The 14,180-nt window shown below is 36.9% G+C and carries 15 protein-coding genes; 13 read left to right on the forward strand and 2 right to left on the reverse strand.

Annotation, left to right across the window (positions count from 1 at the left end; translation table 11 throughout):
* Positions 1 to 34: 34 nt before the first annotated feature.
* Positions 35 to 946 (reverse strand): metallophosphatase, encoded by a 912-nt coding sequence (locus CRO15_RS12235; RefSeq protein WP_097046100.1) that lies wholly within the window; start codon positions 944 to 946, stop codon positions 35 to 37.
* Complete coding sequence (locus tag CRO15_RS12240) at positions 947 to 1,714, reverse strand: 5'-nucleotidase C-terminal domain-containing protein (protein ID WP_243396962.1); 768 nt, start codon at positions 1,712 to 1,714, stop codon at positions 947 to 949.
* A gap of 62 nt (positions 1,715 to 1,776) precedes the next feature.
* Between CRO15_RS12240 and CRO15_RS12245 the strand changes: the two genes are divergently transcribed.
* The 13 genes from CRO15_RS12245 (at position 1,777) to CRO15_RS12305 (ending at position 14,157) form a co-directional block, all read left to right on the forward strand.
* Positions 1,777 to 2,310 (forward strand): DUF6913 domain-containing protein, encoded by a 534-nt coding sequence (locus CRO15_RS12245; protein ID WP_097046101.1) that lies wholly within the window; start codon positions 1,777 to 1,779, stop codon positions 2,308 to 2,310.
* A complete protein-coding gene (gene dapA, locus CRO15_RS12250; protein WP_097046102.1) occupies positions 2,310 to 3,200 on the forward strand; it encodes a 4-hydroxy-tetrahydrodipicolinate synthase in 891 nt (296 codons plus the stop codon). The genes CRO15_RS12245 and dapA overlap by 1 nt, the downstream gene beginning before the upstream one ends.
* Before the next feature lie 106 nt (positions 3,201 to 3,306).
* Positions 3,307 to 4,134, forward strand: coding sequence for an outer membrane protein assembly factor BamD (locus tag CRO15_RS12255; protein ID WP_097046103.1), 828 nt, complete (start codon positions 3,307 to 3,309; stop codon positions 4,132 to 4,134).
* Positions 4,135 to 4,152: 18 nt separating this feature from the next.
* A complete protein-coding gene (locus CRO15_RS12260; RefSeq protein WP_097046104.1) occupies positions 4,153 to 4,479 on the forward strand; it encodes a DNA-directed RNA polymerase subunit omega in 327 nt (108 codons plus the stop codon).
* A 3-nt stretch (positions 4,480 to 4,482) separates the two neighbouring features.
* On the forward strand, positions 4,483 to 5,688 hold the full coding sequence (gene coaBC, locus CRO15_RS12265) for a bifunctional phosphopantothenoylcysteine decarboxylase/phosphopantothenate--cysteine ligase CoaBC (RefSeq protein WP_097046105.1): 1,206 nt from the start codon (positions 4,483 to 4,485) through the stop codon (positions 5,686 to 5,688).
* The gene (gene porD / locus CRO15_RS12270; RefSeq protein ID WP_097046106.1) at positions 5,681 to 6,571 is read left to right on the forward strand and encodes a type IX secretion system protein PorD; all 891 of its coding nucleotides are present in this window, start codon (positions 5,681 to 5,683) and stop codon (positions 6,569 to 6,571) included. The genes coaBC and porD overlap by 8 nt, the downstream gene beginning before the upstream one ends.
* Before the next feature lie 46 nt (positions 6,572 to 6,617).
* Positions 6,618 to 8,270: a DNA repair protein RecN gene (recN, locus tag CRO15_RS12275; protein WP_097046107.1), complete on the forward strand. Its 1,653-nt coding sequence runs from the start codon at positions 6,618 to 6,620 to the stop codon at positions 8,268 to 8,270.
* Between the two features lie 87 nt (positions 8,271 to 8,357).
* Positions 8,358 to 9,170 carry an enoyl-ACP reductase FabI gene (locus CRO15_RS12280; protein ID WP_097046108.1) on the forward strand — a complete coding sequence of 271 codons (813 nt, stop codon included), beginning with the start codon at positions 8,358 to 8,360 and terminating at the stop codon, positions 9,168 to 9,170.
* Positions 9,171 to 9,225: 55 nt separating this feature from the next.
* Positions 9,226 to 10,236, forward strand: a complete 1,011-nt coding sequence (locus CRO15_RS12285) for a glycosyltransferase family 2 protein (RefSeq protein ID WP_097046109.1) — start codon at positions 9,226 to 9,228, stop codon at positions 10,234 to 10,236.
* A gap of 14 nt (positions 10,237 to 10,250) precedes the next feature.
* Positions 10,251 to 11,195, forward strand: a complete 945-nt coding sequence (locus CRO15_RS12290; RefSeq protein ID WP_116458909.1) for a CdaR family protein — start codon at positions 10,251 to 10,253, stop codon at positions 11,193 to 11,195.
* Complete coding sequence (gene coaE, locus CRO15_RS12295) at positions 11,192 to 11,779, forward strand: dephospho-CoA kinase (RefSeq protein WP_097046111.1); 588 nt, start codon at positions 11,192 to 11,194, stop codon at positions 11,777 to 11,779. The genes CRO15_RS12290 and coaE overlap by 4 nt, the downstream gene beginning before the upstream one ends.
* Positions 11,780 to 11,856: 77 nt before the next feature.
* On the forward strand, positions 11,857 to 13,437 hold the full coding sequence (locus CRO15_RS12300) for a sensor histidine kinase (protein ID WP_097046112.1): 1,581 nt from the start codon (positions 11,857 to 11,859) through the stop codon (positions 13,435 to 13,437).
* Positions 13,438 to 13,443: 6 nt separating this feature from the next.
* A complete protein-coding gene (locus CRO15_RS12305; protein WP_097046113.1) occupies positions 13,444 to 14,157 on the forward strand; it encodes a response regulator transcription factor in 714 nt (237 codons plus the stop codon).
* Positions 14,158 to 14,180: the final 23 nt, after the last annotated feature.

The following is a 14,180-nucleotide window of genomic DNA, read 5'->3' on the forward strand; positions in this document are numbered from 1 at the left end:
AAGGAAATCTTAAATGCTCAAAAATCTACTTATCTCATACTGAAATACTAACCCCATTGGCTTTTGAATTCTTTTTGCCATCAAAATAAAAATCAATTCGACCCAAATTAATGCCGTAGGCCCCAACTTGATTAACCAACACTGCATCTCCTTTTTTATTGATCCTGACATCTGGTTTGTCCAGAAAAGTGTGGGTGTGTCCACCAATAATTAAGCTGGTGTATTGGGTTTGCTGGGCGAGTTGGGTATCAGATGGACGCTCAGGATTTTCATAATCATACCCCAAATGGGACAGACATATGACAAGATCACAGTTTTCTTCTTCTTTGAGAACCCGCTCTGTATCCAAGGCTATTTCAAAAGGACTGAGATATTTGGTCTCTTTGTAAAGTCTTTTGGTCACTAGTCCGTCCAGTTTTATCCCAATTCCATAAACACCTATTTTGATGTCATTGAGCATATAAATTTTGTAGGGTTTAACGAAACCATCCATCACAGTATTGGAAAAGTCATAATTTGCTGATAACAATTCAAACTTAGCATGGGGCACTTGTGCCAATAAGCCATCAACTCCATTGTCAAAATCATGATTACCTATTGTTGCAGCATCGTATTTGAGTTTGCTCATCAATTTAAACTCTAACTCACCTCCATAGAAATTGAAATAAGGAGTTCCTTGAAAAATGTCACCGGCATCAAAAAGTAAGGTATTTGGATTTTCCGCTCTTATGCTTTGCACCAAAGACGCTCTACGGGCCACGCCGCCTAAATTGGCATAACGGGAATGCGAAGTTGGAAAAGGGTCAATGTGGCTGTGCACATCGTTGGTATGTAGAATGGTAATATGGGTGTTGTTAAACCCGGAACAGGAGTTAAGACCTAACCCTCCAAGACCTACCAAAGCAGATGTGGCAGTTGTGTGTTTTATAAAATCCCTTCTTTTCATCTATTTAAGCTGTATAAATCTATTGTCCGTGGTTGCTTTTAGAGTATCTATTTTCTTGAGGTGATCAATAATTGCGTTTCGAACCAGATATCCGGTATCTGCAGTGGAAACAATATGATTGAAAAAACCAATGCTAGGACCTCCCTGCACCAAGTAGTCGGAAGTGGCCACAAAGTAATTGCGGTTTTCATCAAATGGCTTTCCGTTAATCGTAACCGATTCCAAACCACCGTTTTTCCCCATAATAATTTGCATTCCCGCAATGGGATGGGACCTCGTAGCAGTAATCAAGAACGTAATAAGTTCTCTTGTCGCAGTGCCATCAAGTTCAACAATAGAGATGTAATTTTCAAATGGCATTACTTCATAGGCATTTCTGGCAGAGACATTGCCTGCGGATATTATAGACCGGATGCCACCTCTGTTGAGCACGGCAAAATCAATTTCCTTTCCTGTTTTGGACTTAAAAAGGGGTGCTACTTCGGTCAATATGATATCTGCCATTAAATTTCCCATGGAAGTATTGCGTGTGCCATCATCCAATAATAAAGATGATGGTGCATAAGCAAGAGTGCTATCCAAAACTTGATTTATTCTGCTCTTGAAAGGTTGCACAAAAGCGGAAATGGAATCTACTGCCTTTAATGTTGAATCTATTTGAATTTGTTTGCCTTCAATTTTTGAAAGGTCCCTTTTTTCTTGTTTGCAAGAAATCAAAAAACAAAAAGTTATAAATGCAACAAATTGTTTGTATTTTAAATTAATCACGTGAGTATCTTTGTTAAGCTATCTTGGTAGAATAATTACCTTTGTAAAAATGCATAAAAAATATGTTTCTAAAAGGGCTCCAAGATAAATTTAAGGTTAAATCAGGTCTTAAATATTTGCAGGAGGAAATGGAAAAACCTCCTACGGTCGTTGATAGAGATAAAGGAATCAGTAGTATTGGCTGTATAGTTGATGTTGATAATTTCCAGAATGCTGAAGTTTTCTATGAATTGATAGATGATTTTTCCCTTAGACCCAATGCCATAAAAATTATTGGATACAAAAGGGAGTATGATAAAAACTCACCATATGCCATCCAAATATATTCAGATAAGGATTTAGGGTGGAAAGGAGTTATAGAAAATGGATACGTTTTAGAGTTTTTGGGAAGAGAGTATGATATGCTCATCAATTATTATCAAGAAGATAATTTGATGATGAAGTTACTTTCAGTAAAAACACAGGCAAGACTGAAGGTTGGCTTTGGAACTTTAGACCCTAAAATAAATGACCTGATTTTAAATACATCTTTTAAAGACTTTAAAATCTTTAAAAGTGAATTAAAAAAGTATTTAAAAGTTCTAAACGAATTATAATGGAACAACTATTAGGTACGGGAGTGGCATTGGTTACCCCGTTTGATGAAGATTTTTCTATTGACGTTAAAGCACTGGAACGTATTGTTGAGCATTGTATCCAGAACGGTGTCGATTATTTGGTGGTTCTTGGAACTACAGGTGAATCGGTAACACTTTCAAAAACTGACAAACAATTGGTCATAGATGTTGTGATTAGAGCCAATGCTGGAAGACTACCTTTAGTTTTGGGCGTTGGAGGGAACAACACCGCAGCCGTAATTGAGGAGCTTTCAACGTTGGATTTGACCGATTTCGATGCAATTTTATCAGTGTCTCCTTGTTATAACAAGCCTACCCAAGAAGGTATTTATCAGCATTTTAAAGCTATTGCAAATGCTTCTCCAAAGCCGATAGTGTTATATAATGTTCCCTCAAGAACAGGAAGCAATATGTTGCCAGAAACTACTTTACGCTTGGCGCATGATTTTCCAAAAATAGTAGCCATTAAAGAGGCATGTGGTGATATGGTGCAAATTGATGAGATAGTAAAAGGGAAGCCTGTAGATTTTTTAGTGATTTCTGGTGATGATTTTACGGCACTTTCAACAGTTTTGGCAGGTGGAGCAGGGGTAATCTCCGTTTTAGGGCAAGGATTGCCTAGAGCATTTTCCAAAATGATTGAGTTAGGGCAAAATGGCAGTTCAGATGAAGCTTATCAAATTCATCACAATCTATTGCCAATTATGCATTTGATTTTTGAAGAAGGAAACCCAGCAGGAATCAAAAGTATTTTTGACCACTTCGAACTTTGTGGACCAATTGTGAGGTTACCATTGGTACAGGCTACGCCTCAATTAAAAAGTAAGATTTCAGATTTTTTAAAATCATTTGACAAAGTTTACGCCTGATGTTCGTTAAATGTTCGCTAAAACCTTAGCGAATGGTAAATGAGGCGGTTATTTTTGGTGTGCAAATCAATTTTTTAAATCCATTGATTATCACTAATTTTGCAAAATGTTTTTGAAAATGAGGCAAATTCTCCCTTTACTCTTAGTAGCAATATTTCTTTCATCATGTAGTGAGTACCAAAAAGTACTTAAAAATGAAGATGTTAAGGCCAAGTATGATATGGCCGAGAAGTTCTATAACGAAGGAGATTATAAAAGGGCAAAAAGATTGTTTGAGCAGATTGCCCCTAAATATGTGGGTAAACCGCAAGGCGAAAGGGTAATGTTCTTTTTTGCTGATTCTTATTTTAAGTCCAATGACTATTATCTTTCAGGGTATCAATTTGAACGCTTCATCAAGTCTTATCCGCGAAGTGATAAAATTCAAGAAGCCAGTTTCTTGGGAGCAAAGAGTTATTACAAACTTTCTCCGGCATATTCATTGGACCAAACCGATACGGACAAGGCATTGGCAAAACTTCAGACTTTTATAAATACCTATCCAGAATCGGAATTCTTTGAAGAGGCCAATGCAATGGCAAAAGAATTGACATCAAAGAAGGAGAAAAAACAAATAGAGATTGCAAAACAATTCAACAAATTGGGTGAATTTAATTACCCTATCTTGATTTCTGCAATTACAGCTTTGGACAATTTTATTTCTGACAATCCAGGTTCCGTTTACAGAGAAGAAGCATTATATTACCGCATTGAGGCAACTACCAGTCTGGCCCTAAACAGTACGGAGAACAGAAAGAAGGAACGTCTGGAAGACGCACAAAGCTCGTATAACAATCTAATGCGTTATTTCCCTGAATCAAAGTATAAAAAGAAGGCGGATAATCTGTCCAAAAAAATACAGAAGGAATTAGGTTCTTATACTAGCGCCAAATAATAGTTAAATAAGCAGCACATGCAAGATTTGAAGAATACAAAAGCTCCGGTTTCTACAGTTACCCACAACAGAAACGAATTTGACGAGAAAACAGATAATATATATGAAGCAATTTCGATTGCTTCAAAGCGTGCAATCCAAATCAACTCCGAAATAAAGAAAGAACTATTGGAGAAGTTGGAAGAATTTGCAACTTACAGTGATAGTTTAGAAGAAGTTTTTGAAAACAAAGAACAGATAGAAGTTTCCAAATTTTACGAAAAATTACCAAAACCACATGCCCTAGCGGTAATGGAATGGTTGGAAGACAAAATTTACTACAGGAACACAGAGAAGGACGCCTAAGAAATGCTTAGCGGTAAAAACATTCTTTTGGGTATTACCGGGGGAATTGCTGCATATAAGACCACATTTCTTGTTAGGTTATTGATAAAAGCTGGCGCTAAGGTCAAAATTGTAATGACCCAAAGTGCTAGCTCTTTTGTTTCTCCCCTTACACTATCCACCCTTTCAAAAAATCCGGTTCTCACTGATTTTATCAATGAAGAAGATGGTAGTCTTTCATGGAACAACCATGTAGAACTAGGATTGTGGGCAGATATTATGCTCATTGCCCCTGCTACGGCCAATACGCTTTCAAAAATGGCCCATGGAACCTGTGACAACCTTCTATTGGCAACGTATCTATCAGCAAAATGCCCTGTATATTATGCTCCGGCCATGGATTTGGATATGTACAAACATCCATCAACATCGGCTTCTTTTCAAAAGTTGGATTCCTTTGGAAATACTATGATTCCGGTAGAATCTGGAGAATTGGCCAGTGGTTTGCATGGAGAGGGTAGAATGGCAGAGCCAGAGAACATTGTTGAGTTTATTCAGAAAGATGTAAGGAAAGGACTTCCATTGAATGGAAAAAAAGTTTTGATTACGGCCGGCCCTACTCATGAAGCCATTGACCCAGTTCGGTTTTTAGGAAATAGATCATCAGGAACAATGGGGTTTGAACTGGCAAAAAATGCTGCAAGTTTGGGAGCTGAAGTAATTTTGGTTTCTGGACCTACAAACTTACAAGTTGAAAATGATTTGATTAAGCTCCTTCGAGTTACATCTGCCCAAGAAATGTACGATACATGCCACCAACATTATAAAGATGTGGATATTGCAATTTGTGCTGCGGCTGTTGCCGATTATCGTCCAAAACATGTGGCCAAGGAAAAAATGAAGAAAAAAGACGGTGACCTTCACATTGAATTGGAACGTAATCCTGACATACTCTTTGCACTGGGAGAAGCTAAGAATAAACAGTTTTTGGTTGGATTTGCATTGGAGACGGAAAACGAATTGGAAAATGCCAAAGGCAAGCTACAACGCAAGAATCTGGATGCCATTGTACTTAATTCTCTAAAAGATGATGGTGCCGGTTTTGGTGGTAATACCAATAAAATTACTTTCATTGATAAGAATTTGGACATAAAAACGTTTGCATTGAAGACAAAGCCCGAAGTGGCCTTGGACATTTGGAAAGAAATTATCTCCAGAATTCATGCGTAAGATTTTATTGCTCATTCTGTTATTGGTATTCTCGCAGACTTTTTATGCGCAAGAACTAAACTGTACAATTACTGTCAATTCTGACCAGGTAGGGCAAACCAATCAGCAGATTTTCAAAACTTTGGAACGTTCGCTCAATGATTTTGTAAACAAAAGCAAATGGACCAACAGAGTTTATAGAGAAAATGAAAGAGTGAATGCCAGAATGTTTATTACGGTCACTCAATATGAATCCGATCGTTTTGAAGCTAACATCCAAATTCAATCTTCGCGCCCAGTTTTTAATACCTCTTATGAAAGCCCCGTCTTTAACTATAAAGATGATGCCTTTAATTTTCAATATCAGGAATTTCAACCATTAGTGTTTAATGAAAATGTTTTTGACTCTAATTTAGTTGGGGTAATAACGTACTATGTATATGTTATTCTTGGTTTGGATGCAGATACATTCTCTTTGGAAGGAGGGGATGAGTTGTATAGAAAGGCACAAAACATTGTGACCCAGGCACAGGGAACCAATTTTTCTGGATGGAGTCAAGAAACAGGAAAGCGTACCCGATTTGAGCTGGTGGACAACCTCTTGAGCAACTCCTTCCGGGAATACCGCATAGCCATGTACAACTATCACAGAAAAGGCTTGGATATTCTTGGAGATAATAACAGCACAGGAAAACAAGTTATAGCTGGCAGCATGCGGTTATTTGAGACATTGATCAAACGTAGGCCCAATGCATTTTTGATACAAACTTTCTTTGATGCCAAATCTGAGGAAATCCAAAATATTTTTTCAGATGGCCCTAAGGTTGACATTGTAAAGCTCAAAGAAACCCTTAATAGGGTGGCTCCATTTTACTCCAGTACTTGGAACGAGATAAAATACTAGTCCATTTCTTCAAAGAGATTTATCTTTACATAGAAAATCTTCAGTATTGCTAACAAATCTTTCAATTCAGAATTACGCGTTAATTGATGATATAAACGTTTCGTTTTCCGATGGTTTCACCACCATTACTGGTGAAACAGGGGCTGGAAAGTCAATCTTATTGGGCGGTCTTTCCCTTGTTTTGGGTAAACGTGCCGATTTGTCTTCCTTAAAAAACAAGGATCAAAAGTGTATTATTGAAGCGGAATTTGGAATTTCAAAATATAAACTTCATAGCTTTTTTGATACCAATGACTTGGATTATGAAGACAATACCATTATAAGGCGTGAAATCCTACCCAGTGGTAAATCAAGAGCCTTTATTAACGATTCACCGGTAACGCTAGATGTTTTAAAAGGACTGGGAAGTCAATTGATTGATGTGCATTCGCAGCACCAGACCTTGCAGATGACCGAAAACGATTTTCAGTTGAAGGTGCTAGATGCCTTGGCAGGAAATGATGACAACTTAAAAACGTATCAAACCCATTTATCCACATACAAAAAGGTTTCAAAAGAATTACAAGAGCTTTTGGATTTTCAAACGAGTTCCAATAAAGAGCATGATTATAACAGTTTTTTGCTGAAAGAGTTGGAAGCAGTTGAGCTTAAAGAAGGAATGCAAGAAGAACTGGAAGCAGAATTTGAGCAGTTGAACAATGTGGAGCAGATTATGGAGCACTTGTCCCAGGGAAATCAATTGTTGAATGACGAACAATTGGGGGTTCTGGTGAAAATGACAGATTTAAAAAGAGCTTTTCAAAACCTGGCAGACTATGGACCTTCTTACCAAGCTTTGAATGAACGGGTACAATCTATTTTTATCGAAGTAGATGACATTACTTTAGAACTGGAAAGATTGAAGGATGGAGTAGAGGCCAACCCGGAGCGATTAGAAATGGTCAATGGCAAACTGCAACAATTGTACGACCTACAAAAAAAACATCAAGTATCCAATGTTGTGGAACTAATAGATGTGAGGAATCAGTTGTCGGAACAAGTTGAGACAGTTGAAAATATTGAATCAAAAATTCAGGAAAAGGAAACGAAGGTTTCTGAAATAGAAAAATCACTTGAAGGTTGGGCCAACAAAATTAGAGATGCTAGAGACGCAATAATTCCCAAATTAAAGAGCATGTTACAGGAAAGTTTGCAGGACCTTGGAATGCCTTCGGCCAGTTTTAAGATAGAATTAAATTCTGCATCTAACTTTAAACTCAGCGGGAATGATGATTTGAATTTTTTGTTTTCGGCCAATAAAGGGTCAGACTATGGTGAGTTGAAAAAGGTGGCATCCGGAGGAGAACTCTCAAGAATTATGTTGACCATAAAATCCATTTTGGCAGAATACGAGCATTTGCCTACCATGATGTTTGATGAAATTGACACAGGGGTTTCTGGGGATATTTCCAATAGAATGGGGGAGATTATGCAACAAATGGGCAATACCATGCAAGTGTTTTCTATTACCCATCTACCACAAGTGGCATCTAAAGGAAAACAGCAATTCAAGGTCTTTAAGGAAGAAAGTGCTCATGGAACAAGTACGCAAATGCGAAAATTGAATCCGGATGAACGGATAAACGAGCTTGCCGAGATGCTTGGAGGTAAATCCAGATCGGAGTCAGCTTTGGCACATGCCAAACAACTTTTGCAGTAAAAATGCCCATTTAGCAAGGTGAGAAATGAAAATTACAAAACTCGACTAGAATAAATATCTTTGTCGCCAAAACCAACGATAAATAATATGGCTTATAATCTTTTAAAAGGTAAAAAAGGAATCATTTTTGGAGCATTGGATGAAAATTCCATTGCTTGGAAAACTGCAGAACGAGTTCATGAAGAAGGTGGAACTTTTGTGTTGACCAATGCACCAATTGCAATGCGTATGGGGCAAATAAAAGATCTTGCTACAAAAACAAATTCTGAAATTATTCCAGCAGACGCCACCAATGAAGAGGATTTGCAAAATTTGGTGGAGAAATCCATGGAGATTTTGGGAGGAAAGTTGGATTTTGTATTGCATTCTATCGGCATGTCCGTTAATGTTAGAAAAGGACGCGCCTACACGGATGAAAAATATGATTTCACAGCAAAAGGATGGGATGTTTCAGCACTTTCTTTTCATAAAGTAATGCAATCATTGTTTAAGGCGGATGCAATGAACGAATGGGGCAGTATTGTGGCGCTTACCTATATGGCTGCGCAGCGTACCTTCCCAGATTATAATGATATGGCGGACAATAAGGCCTATTTGGAATCTGTAGCCAGAAGCTTTGGCTATTTCTTTGGAAAGGAAAAGAAAGTTAGGGTAAATACCATTTCACAATCCCCGACCCCAACTACTGCTGGTCAGGGGGTGAAAGGATTTGGTGGTTTTATCAGTTATGCGGAAAAAATGTCACCTTTGGGTAACGCATCAGCAGCAGATTGTGCTGACTATACCATAAGCTTGTTCTCAGATTTGACAAAAAAAGTTACCATGCAGAACCTTTTCCATGATGGAGGGTTTTCCAACACTGGCGTAAGTCAGGAAGTTATCGATGTATTTACTGAATAACATTTAAAAATAAGAATAAGAGCCATCCTAAAAAGGATGGCTTTTGTGTTTCTGGATGAGTATAAACATTTCCATAGTAGTACCAGTATATAACAGACCCGAAGAAATTCGAGAATTGTTAGAAAGCCTTTCAGAACAGGATTTTAGAGGGGATTTTGAGGTAGTCATTGTTGAGGATGGCTCGGCTGAAAGTTCTGAAGAAGTTGTCAAGAAATTTCAAGACAGACTCCAAACCTCATATTACTACAAAGAGAATACAGGACCTGGTGATTCTAGAAATTTTGGGATGCAAAAGGCCAAAGGGAATTATTTTATTATTCTGGATTCTGATTGTATTCTGCCCAAGCAATATTTGACGGAAGTAAATACGGAGCTGGAACATCAATTTATTCATTGTTTTGGCGGTCCTGATGCGGCTGATGAATCTTTCACTACTGTGCAAAAAGCCATAAACTATGTAATGACCTCATTTTTCACCACTGGAGGAATAAGGGGTAGAAGTAAATCTGTAGGTAAATTTCAGCCCCGTAGTTTTAATATGGGGATTTCTGCAGAGGCATTTAAAAAAATAGGAGGGTTTGGTAGAATACATCCTGGAGAAGACCCGGACCTCACTTTTCGTATCTGGAAAGGTGGTTTTGAATCTCGATTATTTCCAAAAGCTTATGTATATCATAAAAGACGAATAGATTGGAACAAATTTTATGTTCAGGTCAATAAGTTTGGTATGGTTCGCCCAATCCTTAATAAATGGCACCCAGGAACGGCAAAGCTTACGTATTGGTTTCCAACACTTTTTATGGCGGCACTTTTCGTCTCTGTTGTTATGGCAATACTGCGAGTATCATTTGTTCCATTAATGTTGTTCGCCAGCTACTTTTTGTTGCTGTTTTTTGATGCTTTGTTCAAAAACAAGAATATAAAAGTGGCTTTTCTTGCAATTTTTGCTGCACTAACCCAGTTTACAGGATATGGAATTGGTTTTTTAAAATCCACAATCTTACTTAATTTTAGTGGTAGTGAACCAGAGAAGCTATTCCCAAAGTTATTCTTTAAAAGAAAATAAAGGTGTTCAAAAAAATGATGTCAGGTCTTAACAAGAGAAAAGTAAAAGTGTTTTTACTTTTTTTGGTCTGCTCATTTCTAGCCTGGTTCTTGAGTAACTTATCCGAATCCTATGAGTCAAGGGCGGATTTTAGTTTGAATTATAGAAACTTGCCAGATACTTTATTATTGGGAAACAATGGCATAAATAGTATCGAAACAAAGCTTAAGACCAGCGGTTTTCAGTTTTTGTACTTCAAATTGAATGCCAAGGAAATAGACCTTGATCTATCCAAAGCTATTTATAGAGATGGGAAATATTTGCTGACTGAGGATGCTTTAAAAAAGCAAATAGAAAGACAGCTTTCCCAAAACATTTCCTTAATTGATTTGGATAGAAATCAATTGTTTGTTGATTTGTATCAAGTGGCTTCAAAAGAAATTTCAGTTAAGCCTAGATTGGACATTCAGTTTCAGCAGAATTATATTTTGGATGGACATCCAACAATAACTCCAGAAAAAGTACTGGTAAAAGGACCAATGAGTGAAATTGACACTTTGGAACATATTTATACGGCTAAGTTAGAACTGGCAAATGTTTCTTCGGATTTTTCCAAAGATGTGCTTTTGGTTTTTCCAAAGAATATGGCCAATAGCATATTTTCTGTCAATAGGGTAAATGTTGAAGGAAGAGTTGCTAAGTTTTCCGAGAAAGTTTATGAAGTGCCCATTCAAGTCACTAATTATCCTGAAGGATATCTTGTAAAAACATTCCCCAATTCAGTTTCAGTGCTTTGCAAAGCGACTATAAACCAACTGAAAATAATTTCCACAAAGGATTTTGAGGTAATAGCAGATTATAAGCAGTTGAATAACTCTGATGGTAATGTACTGTTCTTAGAATTAACTAAAAAGCCTGATAGAACTCATGGTGTCAGACTATTAGAGAATAAGGTTGACTTTGTTTTAGAGCAAAAATGATGATTGTAGGATTAACAGGAGGAATTGGTAGCGGTAAAAGTACCGTAGCTACGATGTTCAAAGAACATGGGATTCCAGTCTATGATTCAGACATTGAAGCTAAAAAATTAATGACCAACTCATCAAAACTTAAAAGCTCCATTGTTGAACTATTGGGTAAGAGTGCTTATAGGAAAAGCAAGCTAAACAGAGCTTATATAGCAAAAAAGATTTTTAAAAACCCAGACCTTCTATCTCAGCTAAATGCCATTGTGCACCCAGCGGTTAAAATGCACTTTTTAGATTGGGCCCAAAGCCAGTCCTCTCCATATGTACTTCAAGAAACTGCCTTGATTTTTGAAAATGGAAACCAAGACCAGTACGATTACGTTATATTGGTAACCGCTCCAAAGAAGTTACGTTTAAAAAGAGTCATGAAAAGAGATGAAACTTCTGAAAATGAAGTTCTTGACCGCATGAAAAACCAAATAAATGATGACAAAAAAATACCACTTGCAGATTTTTGCATTGAAAATTTGGATATGAAAACTACTAAACAAAAGGTGGCAAAGCTCCATCAAAAACTTGTCGGCTTGTTGAATTGACCTACAATTTTAACATTTTTGTTAAGGTTAGGTTAAACGGTGGAAGGCCTAAATGTTAAATTTCTAATTTTACCCCGATGAACAAGAAGCTATTCGTTCTTCTCGTCATTCTAATGAGTTTATCCCTTACTGGAATAATTTTTGTTCAGGTTTATTGGATAAGAACATCGGTAGACGATAAAGAGGAGCAATTCTCAAGAACGGTCTCGGACATACTGGATAAAGTGGCAAGCAGAGTGGAGAAAAGGGAGATGAAGGATTATTCAGACCGTTTGGCTTCACTTGTGGATAGTATTGGACAACCAAAGACTACGCAGTTCAAGAATTTTTTGTTTGTTGATAGAGATGTGAATTCTGATGAGATTCTTTTTTATTCTCATGGAATTTTAGAAGAAGATTACAATATATCATCAACGTTCTTTGATAATTTTAATGGGGAGGACACAACCACAATTAAAAACTATACCAGTAAGCGTACCAAGGCAGTTTTTAGAGAAGAAAATGGGTTGGATGGAAAGAGTTATACCTTAACTCCAATACAGAGGGTAGAGAAAATAGGAGGGCTTTCCAGTATGGAAAAACTAGCATTGGAAGATGTCTTTATGGAATATGCTAAAAGCAGTCCTATTCATAAAAGGGTATCCAAGCAAGAATTGGAGTTATTGCTCAGTCAGGAGTTGAAAAACAGGAACATTAAGATTGATTTTGAGTATGGGGTCTATAGCCAAGGCTACCCAACCAAGGTTCGATCTAAAAAATTCAAGTTTTCCAAATCTAAAATGTACGAAGCGCCAATTTTTAAGGACAGTGAAGGACAGACCAATTTTTCATTATTGCTCACATTTCCCACAATGAAAAAGTTTCTTTTTCAGTCCATAATGGGAATGGCACTGTTATCCTTGATTTTCACTTTGGTGATTATGATTGCCTATTCCAGTGCAATCTATCAATTGATAAAACAAAAACAGATTTCCGAAATTAAATCTGACTTTATCAACAATATGACCCACGAGTTTAAAACACCTATAGCAACCATAAATTTGGCTGTTGAGGCCATAAGAAACCCGAAATCAATAGAGGATAAAGAAAAGGTGCTAAGGTATTTGGGAATGATCAAGGATGAGAATAAAAGAATGCACGCCCAGGTAGAGAATGTGCTGCGGATATCCAAATTGGAAAAAAACCAATTGGATATCAGCAAGGATAGGGTAGATGTACATGATATTATAATTGATGCTATAGCGCATATAGAGCTTATAGTAAAAGATAGGGGAGGATATGTGAATTCACATTTGAATGCAGAAAGAACTGAGATTTTGGCCAACGATGTGCACTTTACCAATGTAATAGTGAATATTCTGGATAATGCAGTTAAATATTCCCCAGAATCCCCAAAAATTGATGTTTATACTGAATTGGTTAAAAACAGCATTATTGTTAAGATACAGGACCAAGGAGCTGGAATGAGCAAAATAGTCTTGAAAAAAGTGTTTGAAAAATTTTACCGGGAACACACCGGAGATATTCATAATGTAAAAGGCCATGGATTAGGATTGGCCTACGTAAAAAGAATAATAGAAGATCATCAAGGTGAGGTTTACGCAGAAAGTGAAAAAGGAAAAGGAAGTACTTTCTACTTAAAACTACCTTTAATTTAAAAAATTATGGAGACAGAAAAAAAGAAAATATTATTAGTGGAAGATGATCCCAATTTTGGGATTGTCCTAAAGGATTATTTGTCTATGAACGATTTTGATGTTGTTCTGGCCAAGAATGGAATGGAAGGTTTTGAAAAATTCAAAAAGGACAATTATGATGTCTGCATCTTGGATGTTATGATGCCCTATAAAGATGGATTTACCCTTGCCAGGGAGATTCGTGAAAAAAACGAGAACGTTCCAATTATCTTCCTTACCGCTAAGACGATGAAAGAAGATGTACTTAAGGGATACAAAGCAGGTGCCGATGATTATTTAAACAAACCCTTTGATTCTGAAGTGCTGTTGATGAAACTTAAAGCTATACTTCAAAGAAAAGCTTCTAGCACATTGGCGGACAGTAAGCAATTTGAGTTTGAAATAGGTAACTTTCATTTAAACTCCAAGCTTCGTTTCCTTAAATATATGGATGAGGAACCTATAAAATTGTCTCCTAAAGAAAATGAATTGCTAAGACTTCTTGCGCTTCATGAAAATGACTTAATGCCAAGAGAATTGGCGCTGACCAAAATTTGGAGAGATGATAATTACTTCACTTCAAGAAGTATGGACGTGTACATAGCCAAACTTAGAAAGTACTTGAAGCGAGACGATATTGTAGAAATTTTAAATATTCACGGTGAAGGATTTAGGTTGGTCATAAAAGCTGAGAATCAATAATAATCCAATTTTGTCCCATAAAA

The organism is Flagellimonas pacifica (genome assembly GCF_900215465.1).
Classification (GTDB): Bacteria; Bacteroidota; Bacteroidia; order Flavobacteriales; family Flavobacteriaceae; genus Flagellimonas; species Flagellimonas pacifica.

Excerpts from the sequence above, each read along its gene's own strand:
- CRO15_RS12235 (WP_097046100.1), bottom strand. The coding sequence starts at position 946 with ATGAAAAGAAGGGATTTTATAAAACACACAACTGCCACATCTGCTTTG.
- CRO15_RS12245 (WP_097046101.1), top strand. The coding sequence starts at position 1,777 with ATGTTTCTAAAAGGGCTCCAAGATAAATTTAAGGTTAAATCAGGTCTT.
- dapA (WP_097046102.1), top strand. The coding sequence starts at position 2,310 with ATGGAACAACTATTAGGTACGGGAGTGGCATTGGTTACCCCGTTTGAT.
- CRO15_RS12255 (WP_097046103.1), top strand. The coding sequence starts at position 3,307 with ATGTTTTTGAAAATGAGGCAAATTCTCCCTTTACTCTTAGTAGCAATA.
- CRO15_RS12260 (WP_097046104.1), top strand. The coding sequence starts at position 4,153 with ATGCAAGATTTGAAGAATACAAAAGCTCCGGTTTCTACAGTTACCCAC.
- coaBC (WP_097046105.1), top strand. The coding sequence starts at position 4,483 with ATGCTTAGCGGTAAAAACATTCTTTTGGGTATTACCGGGGGAATTGCT.
- porD (WP_097046106.1), top strand. The coding sequence starts at position 5,681 with ATGCGTAAGATTTTATTGCTCATTCTGTTATTGGTATTCTCGCAGACT.
- CRO15_RS12280 (WP_097046108.1), top strand. The coding sequence starts at position 8,358 with ATGGCTTATAATCTTTTAAAAGGTAAAAAAGGAATCATTTTTGGAGCA.
- CRO15_RS12285 (WP_097046109.1), top strand. The coding sequence starts at position 9,226 with ATGAGTATAAACATTTCCATAGTAGTACCAGTATATAACAGACCCGAA.
- CRO15_RS12290 (WP_116458909.1), top strand. The coding sequence starts at position 10,251 with ATGATGTCAGGTCTTAACAAGAGAAAAGTAAAAGTGTTTTTACTTTTT.
- coaE (WP_097046111.1), top strand. The coding sequence starts at position 11,192 with ATGATGATTGTAGGATTAACAGGAGGAATTGGTAGCGGTAAAAGTACC.
- CRO15_RS12300 (WP_097046112.1), top strand. The coding sequence starts at position 11,857 with ATGAACAAGAAGCTATTCGTTCTTCTCGTCATTCTAATGAGTTTATCC.
- CRO15_RS12305 (WP_097046113.1), top strand. The coding sequence starts at position 13,444 with ATGGAGACAGAAAAAAAGAAAATATTATTAGTGGAAGATGATCCCAAT.